The sequence below is a fragment of the Devosia albogilva genome (genome assembly GCF_042685625.1).
In the GTDB taxonomy this organism is placed as follows: Bacteria; Pseudomonadota; Alphaproteobacteria; order Rhizobiales; family Devosiaceae; genus Devosia; species Devosia albogilva.
The window spans coordinates 3033115-3049600 of sequence record NZ_JBHUNP010000001.1 but is presented as its reverse complement, the minus strand read 5'-3'; the positions used below and the strand labels follow the sequence as shown (position 1 = coordinate 3049600).

Here is a 16486-nt window from a genome sequence, read left to right as displayed (position 1 = left end):
TGCCTTCTCGAGCACCTCCGGCGAGTTAATGTGTTACGTTAACAAATGGCGATAAGTGGAGTCAGGATTCCACAATCTGCGATCGTGAACGCCAAAAAAGAATCACGAGAGGGCTTTTCAAACCCTGACTTTTCCGCAGATGATGATGGCGAATTCGAACGGAGCTTAGTCCGAAGAGAATACCAGAAAATAAAAACGCCCCGGATTGCTCCAGGGCGTTTGAATAACCGACGACCCCCAAAAGCCTGCAAGCACCGGGGTACGTCTCAATCTAGGCATTGGACCTCGCGGCCCGTTGCCAAATGACCGGCCTCACAGCCGATCCACACAAACCGGTTTCGCAACCGACTCATGCATCGCAAAGGACCATCAGGCCCGTTGCACACAGCCCCGGCTTCACAGCCGACCCATGCATCACAGTGGACCGTAGGGCCCGCTGCCACGAAATCGGCCTCACGGCCCGAAATCACGTTCAGGAGTATCTGCTGGTCGCCTCGCCGCGTCAAGCATTCTCCGGGCGTGAGTAGGAGAACTCATGCCTGACTTTATCCCGAACGCACTTTTGTTGAGCGGACAGGCGGTTACTTCGGCGACGCCACCGGCCTTGGGCGGTACCCCGGAGGATACTGAACGCACCCTGCTCGTTGACTGTTGCCGAATCGACCAGTCGGCAAAAGGTCCGCGCCCCTTCATGATTGTCGTGATGGACACGGCGACGCGGCTGGTGCTGTCCACCGCCATCGCCACCGACAGCGCGCTGGCTGATTCTGTCGTCAAGACCATCAAGGATGCGATCGCGACAGATCCCGGAACCCTGGGGGACCTGCCGGTCGCATGCGACTTCTGTGATCGCGCTGATCTGGATGCTGGCCTCGCCGATGTCGCTCCGCACACCCGGGTCGTAATCGGTCATGGCGGGCCTCGTACCCGCGGCTGGGCGGAGCGTCAGGTCCGGGCGGCTGCCTTTAAGGCCGAGAGTCGCGACTAGGTCCCCGGCACAACCAGCCCTTCGCTCAACCAGAGGCGCCGATCGACCGGCGGAGAACACCCATGTACCTGGACACCGAATCCGCCTTCCAGCACTCGATCCGCCTGTCGCAAACGTCGGCCCGCATCGTGATGGCACCCTCGGGGGGCGCCTTCCGCACCATCGTCGGCCATGGCTCCATTCGCGCCACCAGTGTCTTCCCCTCGGTCAAGGCCGGGTACAGCATGCCCTGCGAAGCGCAGCACGAACGCATGCATGTCCGCATCTGCGAAGCCGATCCCCGCATCGTCGACTATCAGCACCAGCCCCACCGGCTGGAGATCATGCTGAGCAACCGCTCGAAGCCGCTCGTCTATTTCCCGGACGCGATCAGGCAGCGCGACGACGGCTCGATCGAGGTGGTCGAGACCAAGCAGACGCAAGATCAGTTCGAACGCTCTTCCCGCTACGTCGACAAGCTCGACTATGCCGAGCAGGTGTATGCCACGCTCGGCTGGCGTTTCCTTCGTCTGTCTCAGGACAAGGACCTCGAGGTCCAGCCCCTCTGGCCCAATGCCCGCATGATCAGCCGCCGCAACAAGCGCCGTGCCACGACCGCCGATCGCCTGCGCTTCCAGGAGGCCGCCGATCGTGAAGGGGGCACGTTGCCCTTCGGTAAGGCCGCAGAGGTCCTTGCTGCCGATGGTTCGTACGAGCCTTGCGATGCCGTGACCCTGCTGCACCGGCTGATCGTCGGTCGCACCGCCTTCATCGACCTGACCCGCCGTATCGAGATAGATTCGCCGGTCAAGCTCATCACCGACCCCGGGCCTCCCTCCATGCTCCGCAGCCTGCCGGAACTGTTCGGCTCGGATATCGGGTTCGACGAGCTCGAGATGGAGTTGTCGTGATGGGAAAGGGTATCACTCTCAAGATCAGGACCGAGGAGGTATTCGCATTCTCGGACGGCATGTATCGCTTCGTTCGCGAGCTCGCCGACAGCGTCCTGCTCCTGCAGCGCCAGGGCACCGGCAAGGAGATCCAGGTCACCGAGTCCGACCTGATCGACCAGCTCGGTCGCGGCGAAGTCATTCGCCTGCGCGACCGTCGGGACCGCAAGGGTCGCCCGATCGTCGATCCTGACCAGGTATCTCCGGACGAAAAGCCCGAGGAGGTGATGCGTGCAAAGACCCTGCTGTTCTTCGTCCGCGCATTCGATGCCGACACGTCCGTGGGTCTGGGTGATGTTGGCCTGCGCAAGCTGATCAAACGCAAACGCGATGATGCTAACCGCAAGGGCCTCACCTTCGAGTTCTCCCCCGATACCCTCCGCCGGGCGATCAAGGAAAAGGGAGCGCCAGGGGCTCGACACCTGAAGGACTTCATTTCCAGGCGTGGGCGCACGAGGCGTGTCCGCCTGGATCTGACGATCGAGGACATGCTGACCGATGCAGTGGACTTCTACTGGGGCCTGCGCTCACGTGACAAAAAGGATGCGTGGGCCTTCCTGATCAGCGAGCTCAAGAAGGTCAATGCGGAACGCAAGACGGCTGGACTGTCGAAGCTTCATCCCCCGAAGGATGCAAGCACGCTCTACCGCCGCATCAACGCCACCAACTGCAAGGAGAACCACGCGCGGAAGTACTCCCCGCATGAGGCGAACCAGGCGTGGCAGGGTGTCTCCACCCATCTCGATGCCACGGCACCCGGCGAGTTGGTCATCATCGACCATACAGTGGTCGATGCATGGGTACTGCTGGACGATAACGGCATTCCTCTTGGCAGGCCGACCCTGACGGTGGCGATCGACGTCTACAGCCGGTGCATCTTGGGTTTTCTGCTCAGCGCGGAACCGCCTTCGGTCTATTCCATGGCCACTGTCATCAAGCACGTCCTGATGCCCAAGACGTACGTCAAGACGGCATACCCCGATATCGAGCGGCCATACGACTGCTGGATCCTGCCGAACACCATCCTCATCGACAATGCGTTCGAACACGTGTCGGCCAGTCTCAGGGACGCAGGTGACGATATCGGCTTTGAGGTCCATTACTCTCCGATCCACTCTCCCGGGCATAAGGCCATCGGGGAGAAGATCTTCGACACGCTGAACGACTTCTTTCACAAGCTGCCTGCCGCCGTGCCATACGACGTAACGACGATGAGGAAAGCTAGGCTGGACCCCCGGAGCGAAAAACCGGTCTACCACCGTGACCTCGAGTATTTCCTCCATCGCTTCATCATCGACCAATACCATTACCGCCTGCATGAAGGCATTGGCGCCGTGCCCGCCCGGCGCTGGGACGAGGGTATCCAACGACATGGGCGCGAGTTCGTCGATGACTTCAATGCCCTCGACCAGCTGCTCGGAAAGGTCGATGAGGCCTCGATCAGCCGTGCCGGTGTCAAGTTCCGCAACATGCGGTTCCATGACGCGGACCTCACCACCGAGATCCTGAACGACATGGTCCGCCTCCAGCCGATCAAGTCGCTGACAACCAAGACTTACGGGCAGGTCCGTGCCCGGATCAAGGTGAAGTATAACCCCGCGGATTGTAGCAAGATCGAGGTTTGGAACGAAGGGGCCGAGCCGAAGCGCTACGTCACGCTGCCCAACGTGGATCAGACCATGACGCGGGGCCTGAGCTTCTGGGCTGCCGATCGCGTGCGTGAACATGCCAAGGAACTGGACCTCGAGTATTCCTCCGAGGAAGAGCGTCTCCTCGCGCGTGATAGCCTGCGACGGGCTTGGGAGGAGTTGGCGCAGGTCACTCCGCGTCGCACCGGAGCCGATGCACGTCGCGGCATTGCCCAGGAAACGCCCACCGTGATCGAAGGGGTGGTGAGGTTCACCCAGGCCGAGCCTTCGGTCTATGGCAACGCCCAGCCCATCGACCTGCCGGCACTCACCCGTGCCAACTCCTCCGAGAAGCCGGTCAGCACCCTGCGTGGAGGCGAGAAGACCAAGGCCAAGATGCGCAAGGCTGCCCAAGCGCGTGCCGCTGCCTCCGGGGAGACGGAAACCGCCCCGGTAAAGCCGGTCGCCAAGCCTGAGAAAGAATTCTTCCTGCCGCCGGCGGCCAAGGCTCCCAAGCGTAATCCCTACGACCTGGATGGAGAGTGGAAGTAAGATGTGGACCCCAGCCCAAGACCGCAAGATGGACGCCTTCGAGTCCATCCTGGTCGACCATCCGCGAAAGACCCAGTTGCACTCGGCGCTTGGCAACCTGATGCACGAGACCACTCGTGCGTCCCGTCGCTACCAGGAGCGTGCCGCTGCCGCCGGGGGGCGCCCGTTGAAGGCCGAGGAACTATACCTCCTGCCGGTGATCGGGCCCTCTGGCGCCACCAAGACCAAGTCGCTGAGCACCTACGTCGACCGTGTCCTCGCCGACCCTGATCTGGATCCCGACGAGATCCCGGTTCTGGTGGTGACGGTCCGCAGTTCGGTCAAATCGGCGCGCCACCTGCAATCCGCAATCCTGCTTGCGTTTGGCGACTTGACCGCCTCGACGGAAGTGCTCAGCCAGCGGGACTACTCGGAAGCCCGCGTGAACATGGACCTGCTCGAGAAAGCCCGGGCCAAGAAAACCCGCATCGTCATCCTCGATGAATGCCACAGCATGATCCAGAACGCAGGTCCGGTCCTTCTCGACTCCCTTGCAACGGCAATGAAGAGCTTCGTCAACGACGGGCTCTTCAGCCTGGTCCTGGTCGGCACCGACAAGGTGAAGCGGCTCTTGCAGTTCAGCGAGAACCATTCTCGCCAGAAGCGCATCGTCGACTTCGGACCGGCGTCGCTGGATGACCCCGAGGATGTGGCGTACTTCATGCAGTTCGTGGGGCGTTTCGAGAAGGAGATGCTCGGCAAAAAGGTTATCTCCAAGCCCCTGAACATGATCGGCGACGTGGCGACGCGTGCCATTGTCTACGACATGGCCCGCGGCGTGGTGGGGACGGTCGTCCGTATCCTCCGCATCGCTTTGGAACAATCCTTCGAGGACGACCAGCCGCTGGATTGGACGCATATCGCCAAGGCATTCCGCGCCTGGAACCGCGCTCTCGAGAAGCCCGGCCCGGATCCCTTTGCCAGCAAGAATGCGTCCAAGGCGACGGAGACCAAGCTGGAGGCAGTCGAGGGGCTGAGTATGGAGGCCGCCGAATGACCTGGCGGTACAGCAAGGACAAGCTTGTGGAGCCGGGTAAGGTCGTTCCCGCCTTCATCACCATGCGGCCGGAACCTGACGAAAGTCTTGCCGGATTGTTCAACCGTACGTTTGGGCGAACGGTGTTTTCCAACTTCAGCGCTGCCGCCGCTCGCGCCGGCGTAGCCCGGAACCGGCCCGATTTCTTGGCCAGCTCGGAGCTCACCGACGCGGAGGTCGAGGGTCTCGCCGTCCGGCTCGGCACCAGCAGGAACGAGATCCGGTTTCGCTTGCATCCCCCGGCAAGAATTGGAGCCAGCGGGGTTCGTGGCGTCGACTTCCACGGGCAATTCCTGCGGTTGACCTTCCTGGAGCGCGAACGGAGGCGTGTTTCGCCCATGGCGTTGGAGCTGAGCCGCCATCATCGTGCTCTTTGGGACGTGCGCCCTCTGTCCTTCGATGCTTCTACCATGGAACTGTTGCTGGACACCTGCCCGGTGTGCGGAAACAATCTGCGTTGGCGCAACCTGTTCGGCCCGGAGAAGTGTGACCACTGTCGCGACGAACGGGGGCTGCCGTGCACCGACCTTCGCGACCACCGGCAACCGATGGTGCCGGAGGAACAGCATGAAGTTCTTCGTGCCGTGGCCGGACTGATGGATCCTAGGGCAGAGGTGCGGGAGCGGTCCGTCCGCTTCTTTCCCGATCCTTGGCGCGAATTGGCGCCGAGCGAGATATTCCATATCCTTGTTGAGATGGGGCTGGCGACCTCGGGGCTTTCCGGAACATTGTTGCCCTCGTCGCTGCCGCTCCGTGCGGAAGCAATCTATGAAGCAGGTCGGGTATTGGCGGGTGGCGTGGACGCCTTCCACACCTGGTCGGACACCACGCTGACCAGGAAGGATGCTCCTCACTGGACTGTCGATCGCCCTATCGCCAGCACGGGTTACGATCGTCTGGTGAAATGCCCGCACGTTTCTCCATCCGCGAAAGCCTTGCTGCAGGGCATGAGGCTGGACATCCGCAAGGTTACGGGCCAGCGCCGAGCCGGATCCTTTGCGTGGCTGGTGGCGTGGGACTTGACGCGTGAGTTTCAGGTTGACCACGCCCGGACCCGCACCTTCGTTAAACACGTGAAATCCCTGATCCGAGCCGGCGGAGATCCTGCTTCTGAGGGAATTCCGACCGGGAAGGAGGAGTTCGCCTCGTTGATTCCCGTGGTGAAAGATGCGGTTTCAGTCGGAAACGCAGCATCCATGCTCAGGACGGGCAAGGACGTGGTGGCCGGCCTCCAGGAGATTGGTATTCTCCAACCCATACCATCACCGGCATCTTTGCTACTCAGGGCGACCACCTGCTATTCAGGGTCGGCTGCCCGCCTGCTGAGGGATCAGTTCCAGTCCAGGCTCGGCATGATGACCGAAGCCGATTGCTTCCCCTCCGTCGCGACCGTGATCAGGAACAGTGGCATTCGTCCGCTGCCCCGTGCTGCGGCCTGGCACCTGATCTGGTCCGGAGCCGCCAGAGTTCTATGCAGTCGGCCTGATCCCGTCGATTGGCTGCGTGAAGTTCATGTTCCCGATCCAGCATCTTTTATGGCGCTTCTTCGTGAACACCCTTCCGTTCGGACCGCTGTTGAACTTCCTGACGAGGTGACGACGCAAGTGGCGGCACAGATGTTGGACTCCGACATTGTCGTCATTGCCCAGCTGGTCACGAACGAAATTCTGGTGCCCCGTGCCAAAACAAGGCCATTGATGTTCTTGCGCAAGGACATTGAACAGTTCGCCGAGAAGTACGTCTCGACGCCGGAACTGAAGCGGGCATTGGGGTGGGATAAGGGCGGACCTCTCTCAGCTTCGTGCCCGGATCTTCCGCCAAGCGCGTTCGAGTTTACCGACCAGAGAAGTCGCTTTTATCTGCGCTCAGATTGTCTCGGAATCCTCCGGGCCTGAGCTGTTCACGTTCATTGCTGTGCTGTCGCCAACGCCGTCGTAGGGCAACCTCGACGGCGTTTTCGTTTACAACCGATGTGCACCGTTGCATTCTTACAGCCGAAACCTCAGTATTGCTGCATTCTTACAGCCGGAGCAGCTGCAATCTTAGATCGCAGGTTCGAGGCCTATCAATGACTTAGCCGGGGCACTCTTACAGCCCCGTCATACTTCCAATAAATCGACTTCCTAGCCCTTGGCAGTAGAGGGCGATCATGGCACCGAGGTAGAGCGCTGGGGCGGCGCTGGCCAATGGCCCACGATAAGACCCGTGCGAGGTCAGAGTCACTTTGAGGGTCGCTTGTTCGCGCCTTGACCGCTATCTCAAGGCTGCGCATTTCGTCCGAAGTCGTCTATGCGGACAGGCGCTGCCGCTCAGCATGCCCCTCTGAAGAACCGGTTCCTGCTCGTCAGCCCCGCAACTCCGCTCGCCTCGGCACGTTGATCGTGTCGACGCGAACACCAGCCGGAGCGGTGAGATGGGCGAAATGCCAGGCGAGGACGGAATCCGTTGGCAACAGCTCCCGTTGGGCGAGCGGATGCTTTTGCTCAGCATCGCCGTGCACCCGAAGAGGGAATACGAGTGGCTCACGGCCAGGAAGCTGTGCTTTTACGGACTCGCGCAGATCACGCCGAAGGGGCTCTGGCTCACCTGGCGTGGCCGCCACGTCGTGGCGGCGCGCCATGGCCTACCGGTCGTGGTCGGCCGCTCAGCGGCGCATGAATCGTCGGAAATCCGCACGAACTCGCTCAGCTAGCCGGCTCCGCACTAACACGAGAGTTACCTCTCGCCCTCGCTGCGGCAGATGTTGCCGGACGAGTGGGGGCGATTCACCGCCGGCGGTTTTTGCCAACTCTCCGGAGCGCTGCCAGCAACGCCAGGCCGCCGAAGGCCACCAATGCCGGGGCGAGCAGTGGCGTCTTGGCCGGGCTTCGCCAGCCGCCGCTGACCTTCCATTGGTCGTGGATCGGTTGGAAGGCGTTGCCCTGGGTGGGCGCGCCGCCGGGCCTGGCCAATTCGATGGTGTGGATAGCGGCACGAACAACGGCATCGCTCGAGCGCGGCAGCAGCCCCTTGGCCCAGGCGGCGAGCGCGCCAACCTTTCCGACGTAAACCTCGCGGCGCGGGTGCCTGGTGAGGCGAACCACGGCATCTGCAACGGTCTGTGGCGAATAGCGGGGCACTACCGGCTGCGGCAGCCGGCCTGAATAGTTGGCCGCGCGTTGATAGATCGGTGTGTCGATCGCATAGGGCAGCACCGTGCTGACGTGAATACGTGGCATGTCGGCCACCTCCTGCCGGACCGCTTCGCTCATGGCACGTATGGCGGCCTTGCTGGCGACATAGGCCGCGGCATAGGGCTGAGCGGTCACTGCCAGCACGGATGAGATGTTTATCAGGGTGCCGGCGCGCCGTTCCCTGAAGTGCTCGATGGCGACTTGGGCGCCGTTGAAGTAGCCGAGCACGTTGGTCCGCAGCACCTGCTCGATAATCTCGGGCGGAGTATCGTCTATGCGGCCGAAATGGAGGATGGCGGCACAATTGACCCAAACGTCGATGCGCCCGAAGCGCTCGACTGCTTCGCTGCCGACCCGAGCCACGGCCGCATGGTCGCCCATGTCGGCGACGACTGGCAACGCAGTGCCGCCGAGTTCAACGCATTCCTGCGCCGTTTCATCGAGTGCGGCCCTGTCCCGCGCCACCAGCACGACGGCAGCGCCATCTCTGGCGAATCTGCGAGCTATTGCCCTGCCATTGCCGCTAGAGGCACCTGTGATGACGACCACCAGCTTTGGCATGAGCACCTTCACACACGACCATTCGCGGGGATAATCGCCGTGGATGACGGCAGTTCCCATGTGTGGGGGCGGCTCAGATGTGGATGCCGCATATGGGTCGGCGTGGCCTTGACGATGCAGAAGCACTCGCAGAGGGCGGCGCCTTCTCCGCGTCAGCCTTGGTGCAGTGTCCTTAGGGTGGTCCGTCGCCACCCCCGGCTTGCCCCGCCGTAGTCACAGCGCTTCCGAACTCGGATGCGTGGCGCAAGCCGTAGTGAATGGTCTGAAGGACGATCTTGCCGTCGCGGATCACGAAGGTATCTGCGCCTTCCACCGCCTGAAAGCGCGGTGAGGTGGCGGACCAGATGAGCAGCGCATAAGGGCCACTGACCTGCTTGGCGGCGATGCTGAACTCTGCCCCCGGCAGTTGCCTGCTCAGGCGTTCCGCGGACATGCGCAGGGCCTCGTGACCCGTCGCGTTCGAGTTCACCGTGAGCAGGACGACGTCTTCGGCATAGTTCCGGCGCAGATCCTCCTCGAGATTGCCCTCGAGGCGAAGCCCCAGGTGATCCTCGAAGACCTCCATTGGTGACCGATGTTGACCCCGGCCCATCCAGTGACTCCTGTTCAAGGCCGACGCAGCGCTCCCTGCTCTTCGGCGATGCACGCATGACGTTAGCGTGACTCGAGGCGGATGGTTCCCGAGGCGCGGTTGTTGGCCGGTGGAGAGGTGTGCGCGAGCTGATCCATTCAGGCAGAAGAGAGGACCTGCTGCCCCTCTTCCGCCCAGGCGTATCTGCGATCCGCCGAGGAACCGCAACATCAGCTTATGTTGCGCTGCCTTCAGTAGTCGAACTGGCGAGCCAGGCTGATCTTGAAGGTGCGGCCGAGCGAGCGGTCGAGGGACAGGTTCTCGCGGTAGTCAGCATTGAACAGATTGTCGATGCCGAGCTGGATCTCTGTACCCTCCAGCGCGCCATAGTCCGGCTTCCAGGAGGCGAAGAGGTCGACGGTGGTGAAGCCCTCGGCCGTGCCGTCGGCGCCCTGCGCAGCGCTGACGATGTACTCGCCGGTGGCGGCGACGGTCAGGCGAGCGCCATAGTCCAGGTTCCACTCCGGGTGTCGGCCGCCCAGCGTCGCCACCAGCTTCGACTGCGGCACGGTGGTGAGCGGGGTGTCGGTGACAAGATTCCTGCCCACGGTCAGGGAGTAGGCCAGGTTGGCGAACACCCAGTCGGCGTCATAGGCCGCTTCCACCTCGACGCCGTAGAGTTCGGCTTCGGCGATGTTGCCGTAGTAAGGCAGACCGCGGACGCTGGGGTTGGAGGCGATCATGTCCTCGATGCGGTTGTAGAACACCGTGGTCTTGAGCGCACCGGAGTCGCCGCTGCTGAACAGGTCAGTGCCAGACAGGGCGAAGCCGCCTTCCACCGTGTTCGCCCGTTCCTTCAAGAGGTCAAGGCTGGTGGTCTTGACGGAGCTCGAGGAGTAGAGCTCGTCGATGGTCGGAAGCCGTTCGGTATGAGCAACGGAGCCGAAGACGCTCAGATTGTCGCTGAAGGCGTAAAGTGCGGCGAGCTTCGGCGAGAAGGCCGAATCCGAGCGTCCGGGCACACCCGGGGTTTTTGCATTGATGTCATGGAAATCCCCGCGAACGCCGGCGATCAGGGTCAGCCGGTCGTCCCAGATGAACTCGTTCTGAACGAACAATCCGAGTTTATTCTCGGTCCCCTCCGGGTGCGTGGTGACGGGGATGTGGCCGACCGGCGGGAAGTTCACTAGGCGGTCCTGCGTGCTCGCCTGGAAGCCGACCGTAGCGTAGTTCTCGAAGCCGTCGCCGATCCATTCCACCGTGTTGTCACCCGTCAGTTGCCAGGTGCGGTACTGGTAGTCGGTGTCGGCGAAGGTGCTCGGCGGGGCGGCGTTGGTGAGCGGACCACCCGGTACCCGGCGGTGATTGCGCTGCATGTTCACCGTGTCGGAATAGCTCAGCGCCAGATTGACATCGAGCCACGGATTGTCGGCGGCCGGGTTCGACCACTTGATCACGGCGGTGTGGTCGATGACGTCGCGGTCGATATAGCCGAAGGGGTCGCCCGTCATGACGCCGGTCTGCGAGTAGCGGCTCTGGTCCGTCTGGCTGTCGAAGCGCTGGTAGGAAGCGGCCAGGGTCTGCTCGTCATTGTCGCCGAAGTGCGCGGTGCCCTTGATCAGCCCAGACAGGCTGTTGAACGCCGAGCCGGCCAGCGGAGTGCCGTCTGCCTGAGCCATTTCGTCCGAGCGGCGCCAGTTACCGGCGGCCAGCACTTCGAAGGTGTCGTTGAGTTGCTGAGCGAGCACCGCCGAGGTGAGGGTGCCCGAGCCATTGCTGTTGAAGGTCTGCTTGAGCCGGAGCGCGCCGGAATAGCCCTCATTGATGAAGTCGGAGGCGTCCTTGGTGGTGAAGTTGATGACGCCGCCGATGGCCCCTGCCCCGTAAAGAGTGGATGAGGCGGGGCCGCGCAACACTTCCACCTGCTTGAACAGCTCAGGATCGGCAAAGAACGATCCCATGCGGTATTGTTCGAAGAATTTGGGCTGCCCATCGATGTTGACGACGATGCGCGCTGCGTCCGAGGCGTTCTCGGTGGTGCCGATACCGCGGATATTGAAGGCTTCGCCCAACTGGCGCTGCGAACCGACGACGGTCACCCCCGGCACGGTGGCGAACAGGTCGCCCGTCGTGGTCGGCTGCGCCCGTTCGATGTCCTCCTGATTGACGACGGTAACCGCCTGAGGCGTGTCGATGGCCACCTTGGGGGCACCGCCCAGGCCAATGACCAGTCGCTCCAGCAGCGTCACGTTCGATGCGTTCAAATTGGATTGCGCAACAGCTCCCTGTAGCGCGATCGCCCCCAGCGCGACGCCGCCCAGCAACGCTGCGGCGCGGCCCTTAACCAGCCCCATTCGATAACTCCAGAATTCTTGTGTGTGGGTGCTGGCTGGCGGCGGCTGGCTGGCTTCGGTTCGGCGAAGAAAAATTATGACTCCGCCGATCACCTATTGCGCTGTGTAGATAAGCTGGTTATGGGAGTCAAGTTTTCTTGAAGGGGCCAGGGGTCGGCCGAACACCGACCTAAGCTCCTGACAGTACCGGATTATCCATGCCTACGCCGCCGAACCCGATTGCCGACGACGCCATCACTCACGTGCTGAATAGCGACGAGCTGTTCGAGGGAGCGCACGAGATCGTCATCGTCCACAAGGGGGTCTCGTACCGGCTTCGGATCACCCGCCAAGACAAGCTCATTCTGACTAAATAGGCCAAGAAGTTGACCCAACCAGCCGCAAAAACACCCGAGGAAATCCGCCGCCTGCGCGCCCTTCATCCGCAGATGCGGGAGCGGGACTTTGCCCGCATCCATTCCATCTCCGAGGCCGAACTGGTCGCGGCGGAAACCGGCCGTTCGGTCATCCGGCTCGAGCCGAATGTCGGTACCCTGCTTAACGGCCTCGTGGCCTGCGGCGAGATCATGACGCTGACGCGCAATGAGTCGGCGGTGCACGAAAAGATCGGGCCGGTGGAGAAGGTCGTCGTGGGGCCCATGGCCTCGATGACGCTCGGCGAACAGATCGACCTCCGAATCTTCCCCACTCGCTGGAAGTTCGGCTTCGCAGTGGAAAAGCCGACCGATGAGGGCGGTTTGCGGCGCTCACTACAGTTCTTCGATGGCGAGGGCGTTGCCGTCTTCAAAGTGCACGCCCGTCCCGCGACCAATCTCGAGGCCTGGGCGCTGCTGGTGGAGAACCTGCGCCACGAGGACCAGAGCGACAGCATCGGGCTCGAACCGGCTCCGGCAACCGACACCACCGGTGCTCCGGCTGACGTGACGGCGCTGCGCGAGCAGTGGTCGGCGATGACGGACACCCATCAGTTCTTCCCGATGCTGAAGAAACTGAACCTGCCGCGCCTCGAAGCGCTGGAGATGGTGGGCGAGGACTATGCCTGGCAGCTCGACCACAGCGCCGTAAAGGGTCTGTTCGATGCCGTGGCCGGCACCGATCTGCCGGTGATGGCCTTTGTCGGCAATTCCGGCTGCATCCAGATTCACTCGGGACCGATCACCAATGTCAAGCTGATGGGCCCCTGGCTCAACGTGATGGACGAGACCTTCCACCTGCACCTCAGGCTCGATCAGATCGCTTCGGTGTGGGCGGTCCGCAAGCCCACCAGCGACGGACATGTCACCTCGGTCGAAGTCTATGACGCCAGCCGCGAACTCATCATCCAGTTCTTCGGCAAGCGCCAGGAGGGCACCGATGAACGCGCCGCCTGGCGCACCGTGGTCGAACAGCTCCCCGTTTTCACCCGCACCGATGCGGCCTGAGGTCCTCATGCGCACGTCCCTGATTTCCCTCCTCGTCGGTGCCGCCCTTGCCGCAGCGCCGCACGCTGCGGCCGAGGAGTTGCACGCATTTGCCGACTCCTCCCGGCTCGTCGCCATCGGCGGTTCGCTCACGGAGATCGTCTACGCCCTGGGTGAAGAAGGCCGCCTGGTCGGACGTGACCAGACGGCGACCTACCCGGAAGCCGCGGCAGCGCTCCCGGACGTTGGCTATGCGCGCCAACTCGCGCCGGAAGGCGTGCTGTCAGTGAGCCCGACGGCGCTGCTGGTTCTTGAGGGCAGTGGTCCCCCGGAAGCGCTAGAGGTGCTGTCGCAGGCCGGCGTGGAGTACCAGACGGTGCCGGAGAGCTATTCGGCCGAAGGGGTGATCGCCAAGATCAATGCCGTCGGTGAGGCGCTCGGGATCGAGGAGAAGGCAGAGGCTTACGCGGCCGAGGTGCAGGCGCAGTTCGCTGCACTCGCGGGGGGCACGGCTTCCATCGAAGAACCGAAGCGCGTGCTGTTCGTCTTGTCCGCCGAGGGCGGCAAGATCCAGGCATCGGGCACCGACACTGCCGCTGACGGCATGATCGCGCTGGCCGGGGCGGAGAACGCCATCACCGATTACTCCGGGTACAAGGCGCTTACCGAGGAGGCGATCATCTCGGCGGCGCCAGACGCGATCGTGATGATGGACCGCGGCGGCGACCATGCCGCCACTGATGCCGAACTGCTCGCTCACCCGGCCATCGCGCTCACCCCGGTCGCTGAGAACAAGGCCATCTACCGCCTGGACGGCTCGTACCTGCTCGGTTTCGGTCCGCGCACGGCGGCCGCGGCTACCGAGCTGGCGGGTCTGCTCTATGGCGAGCACGCGCAGGCGGAGTAGGCGGCATGAGCAGCGTCATGACCATGGCGGGAGTCATTCGGCAGCGCCGCGAAGCCGGTGACCGGAGCCATCTCGGCCGGGCTGCCGTGCTGGTGCTCGCCGTGGTGCTGGTGCTGGCCATGGTGCTTTCGATGACCACCGGCGCTTCGGGGGCTTCGGCCTGGACCATCCTCAAGGGGTGGCTGGGCATGGCACCCGCAAGCGAACTCGACGCGGTGCGCGACTACGCCGTCATCTACAACATCCGCCTGCCCCGCATGATCCTGGGCGTGTTGATCGGCGCGGGGCTGGCGGTGTCGGGATTGCTGATGCAGGGCCTGTTCCGCAATCCCCTGGCCGACCCCGGCCTCGTCGGCGTGTCGGCCGGCGCCAGCCTCGGCGCGGTGGGCATCATCGTGCTCGGCACGACCGTGCTGGCGCCACTGACGGCGCTGCTCGGCATCTACTCCCTGCAGCTCGCCTCGTTCTTCGGTGGGCTCGTCACCACCTTCATTCTCTATCGCGTCGCCACGCGCAGCGGCCAAACCGCCATCGCGACCATGCTGCTAGCGGGTATCGCTATCGGTGCGCTCGCCGGGGCGGTGACGGGTGTGCTGGTCTATGTGGCGACGGATGTGCAGCTGCGCGACCTCACCTTCTGGGGTCTCGGCTCGCTGTCCGGCGCCAACTGGGTCAAGGTTGCAGCCTCCGGCCCGATCATTCTTGCGGCGCTGGCAGTTTCGCCTTTTCTTGCCAAGGGCCTCAACGCCATGACGCTGGGCGAAGCCACGGCGGCGCATCTCGGCATTCCCGTGCAGCGCTTCAAGCTGGTGACAATCGTTGCGGTGGCTGCCGCCACCGGCGCATCGGTGGCTGTCAGCGGTGGCATCGGCTTCGTCGGCATCGTGGTGCCGCACCTGCTCCGCCTCGTCATCGGTCCGGACCACCGCTATCTGCTGCCGGCCACAGCGTTGCTTGGTGCCTCGTTCCTGCTGTTCGCCGATGCCATCAGCCGGCTGATCGTCGCACCGGCGGAGATGCCGATCGGCATCATCACCGCCGCCTTCGGCGGGCCGTTCTTCCTGTGGATCCTGTTGCGCCGTCGCTCGGCCTTTGCGTGGTAGCCCGATGATCAAGGTGCGTGACCTTTCCGTCGACATCGGCGGCAGAACCATCCTGCAGGGTGTCGACTTGTCGGCGCCGGCCGGACAGCTCACGGCGGTGATCGGGCCCAACGGGTCGGGCAAGTCGACCCTGCTCAAGGCGCTCTGTCGCGACCATCGCTACAGCGGCGACGTGCTGATCAACGGGCGCAACCTGGCCGCGCTGTCACCGGCGGAAGCGGCTACGCAGCGGGCCGTGTTGCCTCAGTCCAGCAACCTGCCCTTCCCTTTCACCGTGCGCGAAGTGGTCGCCATGGGTCTTGCCGCCGGGCGCCCGGGGCCGACCGGCGAAGCCTTGCTGCGCCTGCCCGAACAGGCGCTGACGGCAGTCGACCTGCCGGGCTTCGGCGGGCGCTACTATGGCGAGTTGTCGGGCGGTGAGCAGCAGCGCGTGCAACTGGCGCGCGTGCTCTGCCAGGTTTGGCAGCCGGTGCTCGAGGGTGTGCCGCGCTACCTGTTGCTGGACGAACCGGTGTCGAGCCTCGACGTGCGCCACCAGCTGATGATCATGGACGTTGCGCGCCGTTTCGCCGACAGCGGAGGTGGCGTGATCGCCGTGCTCCACGACCTCAACCTGGCGGCCATGTACGCCGACCAGGTCGTCGCCCTGCGTCGCGGTGAAGTCGTCGCTGCCGGCCCTGCCGAGCAGGTCATCACCGACCAGATCGTCGCCGAAGTGTTCGAGTGCCCGCTTCGGGTCGGCCTCGCTCCGTCCGGCGGCGCGCCCTTCGTCCTGCCCCAATCCATCCGGCGCGATGCGCCAGTTCACTCCAGGGTTGCCTGATGTCCCGTAGCCTTCTCGCTCTCGCCTCCACTCTCTTGCTCTGCGCCGCACCGCTGGCGCAGGACGCCGCCGCCCCCGAGTTCGCGCTCGAGCTCAACGCGCTCCAGCCAGCCGATGCGGGATGCCGGCTTACGTTTCTCGCCACCAATAAGCTCGGCGGATCGCTGGATCGTGCCGCGGTGGAGGTGGCGCTGTTCAGCACCAGCGGTGCCATCGACCGCATCGTCACGCTCGACTTCAAGAACCTGAGCGAAGGCAAGACCAAGGTGCTGCAGTTCGAACTGGCAGGGCTCGACTGCGAGGACGTCGGCCGCGTGCTCGTCAACGACATCGGCGCCTGCGAGGGCGAAGGGCTGGCTCCGGAGAGCTGCCTCGCCGGGCTGGTGCCGACCGCACGCCCCGACATCACCTTCGGAGTCTGA

General features: G+C 63.5%; 15 protein-coding genes. 12 read left to right on the top strand and 3 right to left on the bottom strand.

Translation table 11 applies throughout. The features are described from left to right. The first annotated feature begins 535 nt into the window (after positions 1-535). From ACFSX5_RS15225 to ACFSX5_RS15200, 6 genes are all read left to right on the top strand, one after another. Positions 536-988 carry a hypothetical protein gene (locus ACFSX5_RS15225; RefSeq protein ID WP_386834581.1) on the top strand — a complete coding sequence of 151 codons (453 nt, stop codon included), beginning with the start codon at positions 536-538 and terminating at the stop codon, positions 986-988. A 62-nt stretch (positions 989-1050) separates the two neighbouring features. Beyond that, the gene (locus tag ACFSX5_RS15220) at positions 1051-1878 is read left to right on the top strand and encodes a Tn7 transposase TnsA N-terminal domain-containing protein (protein ID WP_386834579.1); all 828 of its coding nucleotides are present in this window, start codon (positions 1051-1053) and stop codon (positions 1876-1878) included. After that, positions 1878-4097, top strand: a complete 2220-nt coding sequence (locus tag ACFSX5_RS15215; protein ID WP_386834578.1) for an integrase catalytic domain-containing protein — start codon at positions 1878-1880, stop codon at positions 4095-4097. The genes ACFSX5_RS15220 and ACFSX5_RS15215 overlap by 1 nt, the downstream gene beginning before the upstream one ends. Position 4098: 1 nt before the next feature. Continuing rightward, a complete protein-coding gene (locus ACFSX5_RS15210; RefSeq protein ID WP_386834576.1) occupies positions 4099-5133 on the top strand; it encodes an AAA family ATPase in 1035 nt (344 codons plus the stop codon). Next, positions 5130-7067 carry a hypothetical protein gene (locus ACFSX5_RS15205; protein ID WP_386834574.1) on the top strand — a complete coding sequence of 646 codons (1938 nt, stop codon included), beginning with the start codon at positions 5130-5132 and terminating at the stop codon, positions 7065-7067. Before ACFSX5_RS15210 ends, ACFSX5_RS15205 begins: the two co-directional genes overlap by 4 nt. Positions 7068-7585: 518 nt before the next feature. Beyond that, entirely contained in the window at positions 7586-7864 is a 279-nt protein-coding gene (locus ACFSX5_RS15200; RefSeq protein ID WP_386834572.1) for a hypothetical protein, read from the top strand. Positions 7865-7937: 73 nt separating this feature from the next. Here the strand turns inward: ACFSX5_RS15200 and ACFSX5_RS15195 are convergent, their stop codons facing one another. From ACFSX5_RS15195 to ACFSX5_RS15185, 3 genes are all read right to left on the bottom strand, one after another. After that, complete coding sequence (locus ACFSX5_RS15195) at positions 7938-8906, bottom strand: SDR family NAD(P)-dependent oxidoreductase (RefSeq protein ID WP_386834570.1); 969 nt, start codon at positions 8904-8906, stop codon at positions 7938-7940. Positions 8907-9078: 172 nt separating this feature from the next. Beyond that, positions 9079-9498, bottom strand: coding sequence for a nuclear transport factor 2 family protein (locus tag ACFSX5_RS15190; protein ID WP_386834569.1), 420 nt, complete (start codon positions 9496-9498; stop codon positions 9079-9081). A 230-nt stretch (positions 9499-9728) separates the two neighbouring features. Continuing rightward, positions 9729-11831 (bottom strand): TonB-dependent receptor domain-containing protein, encoded by a 2103-nt coding sequence (locus tag ACFSX5_RS15185; RefSeq protein ID WP_386834567.1) that lies wholly within the window; start codon positions 11829-11831, stop codon positions 9729-9731. A gap of 197 nt (positions 11832-12028) precedes the next feature. Between ACFSX5_RS15185 and ACFSX5_RS15180 the strand changes: the two genes are divergently transcribed. Genes ACFSX5_RS15180 through ACFSX5_RS15155 form a run of 6 tightly spaced genes read left to right on the top strand, consistent with a single transcriptional unit; the run spans position 12029 to position 16486 of the window. Then, positions 12029-12187, top strand: a complete 159-nt coding sequence (locus tag ACFSX5_RS15180; RefSeq protein ID WP_386834566.1) for a hemin uptake protein HemP — start codon at positions 12029-12031, stop codon at positions 12185-12187. Between the two features lie 9 nt (positions 12188-12196). Then, positions 12197-13252, top strand: coding sequence for a hemin-degrading factor (locus tag ACFSX5_RS15175; protein ID WP_386834564.1), 1056 nt, complete (start codon positions 12197-12199; stop codon positions 13250-13252). Positions 13253-13259: 7 nt separating this feature from the next. Further along, the gene (locus tag ACFSX5_RS15170; protein WP_386834561.1) at positions 13260-14138 is read left to right on the top strand and encodes a heme/hemin ABC transporter substrate-binding protein; all 879 of its coding nucleotides are present in this window, start codon (positions 13260-13262) and stop codon (positions 14136-14138) included. Between the two features lie 5 nt (positions 14139-14143). Beyond that, positions 14144-15241, top strand: a complete 1098-nt coding sequence (locus tag ACFSX5_RS15165; protein ID WP_386834559.1) for a FecCD family ABC transporter permease — start codon at positions 14144-14146, stop codon at positions 15239-15241. Positions 15242-15245: 4 nt separating this feature from the next. Then, the gene (locus ACFSX5_RS15160; protein ID WP_386834557.1) at positions 15246-16064 is read left to right on the top strand and encodes a heme ABC transporter ATP-binding protein; all 819 of its coding nucleotides are present in this window, start codon (positions 15246-15248) and stop codon (positions 16062-16064) included. Next, on the top strand, positions 16064-16486 hold the full coding sequence (locus ACFSX5_RS15155) for a hypothetical protein (protein ID WP_386834555.1): 423 nt from the start codon (positions 16064-16066) through the stop codon (positions 16484-16486). Before ACFSX5_RS15160 ends, ACFSX5_RS15155 begins: the two co-directional genes overlap by 1 nt.

What these genes read in the sequence shown, in the direction of transcription:
- ACFSX5_RS15225 (WP_386834581.1), top strand. Translation starts at nt 536, where the DNA reads ATGCCTGACTTTATCCCGAACGCACTTTTGTTGAGCGGACAGGCGGTT.
- ACFSX5_RS15220 (WP_386834579.1), top strand. Translation starts at nt 1,051, where the DNA reads ATGTACCTGGACACCGAATCCGCCTTCCAGCACTCGATCCGCCTGTCG.
- ACFSX5_RS15215 (WP_386834578.1), top strand. Translation starts at nt 1,878, where the DNA reads ATGGGAAAGGGTATCACTCTCAAGATCAGGACCGAGGAGGTATTCGCA.
- ACFSX5_RS15210 (WP_386834576.1), top strand. Translation starts at nt 4,099, where the DNA reads ATGTGGACCCCAGCCCAAGACCGCAAGATGGACGCCTTCGAGTCCATC.
- ACFSX5_RS15205 (WP_386834574.1), top strand. Translation starts at nt 5,130, where the DNA reads ATGACCTGGCGGTACAGCAAGGACAAGCTTGTGGAGCCGGGTAAGGTC.
- ACFSX5_RS15200 (WP_386834572.1), top strand. Translation starts at nt 7,586, where the DNA reads ATGGGCGAAATGCCAGGCGAGGACGGAATCCGTTGGCAACAGCTCCCG.
- ACFSX5_RS15195 (WP_386834570.1), bottom strand. Translation starts at nt 8,906, where the DNA reads ATGCCAAAGCTGGTGGTCGTCATCACAGGTGCCTCTAGCGGCAATGGC.
- ACFSX5_RS15190 (WP_386834569.1), bottom strand. Translation starts at nt 9,498, where the DNA reads ATGGGCCGGGGTCAACATCGGTCACCAATGGAGGTCTTCGAGGATCAC.
- ACFSX5_RS15185 (WP_386834567.1), bottom strand. Translation starts at nt 11,831, where the DNA reads ATGGGGCTGGTTAAGGGCCGCGCCGCAGCGTTGCTGGGCGGCGTCGCG.
- ACFSX5_RS15180 (WP_386834566.1), top strand. Translation starts at nt 12,029, where the DNA reads ATGCCTACGCCGCCGAACCCGATTGCCGACGACGCCATCACTCACGTG.
- ACFSX5_RS15170 (WP_386834561.1), top strand. Translation starts at nt 13,260, where the DNA reads ATGCGCACGTCCCTGATTTCCCTCCTCGTCGGTGCCGCCCTTGCCGCA.
- ACFSX5_RS15165 (WP_386834559.1), top strand. Translation starts at nt 14,144, where the DNA reads ATGAGCAGCGTCATGACCATGGCGGGAGTCATTCGGCAGCGCCGCGAA.
- ACFSX5_RS15160 (WP_386834557.1), top strand. Translation starts at nt 15,246, where the DNA reads ATGATCAAGGTGCGTGACCTTTCCGTCGACATCGGCGGCAGAACCATC.
- ACFSX5_RS15155 (WP_386834555.1), top strand. Translation starts at nt 16,064, where the DNA reads ATGTCCCGTAGCCTTCTCGCTCTCGCCTCCACTCTCTTGCTCTGCGCC.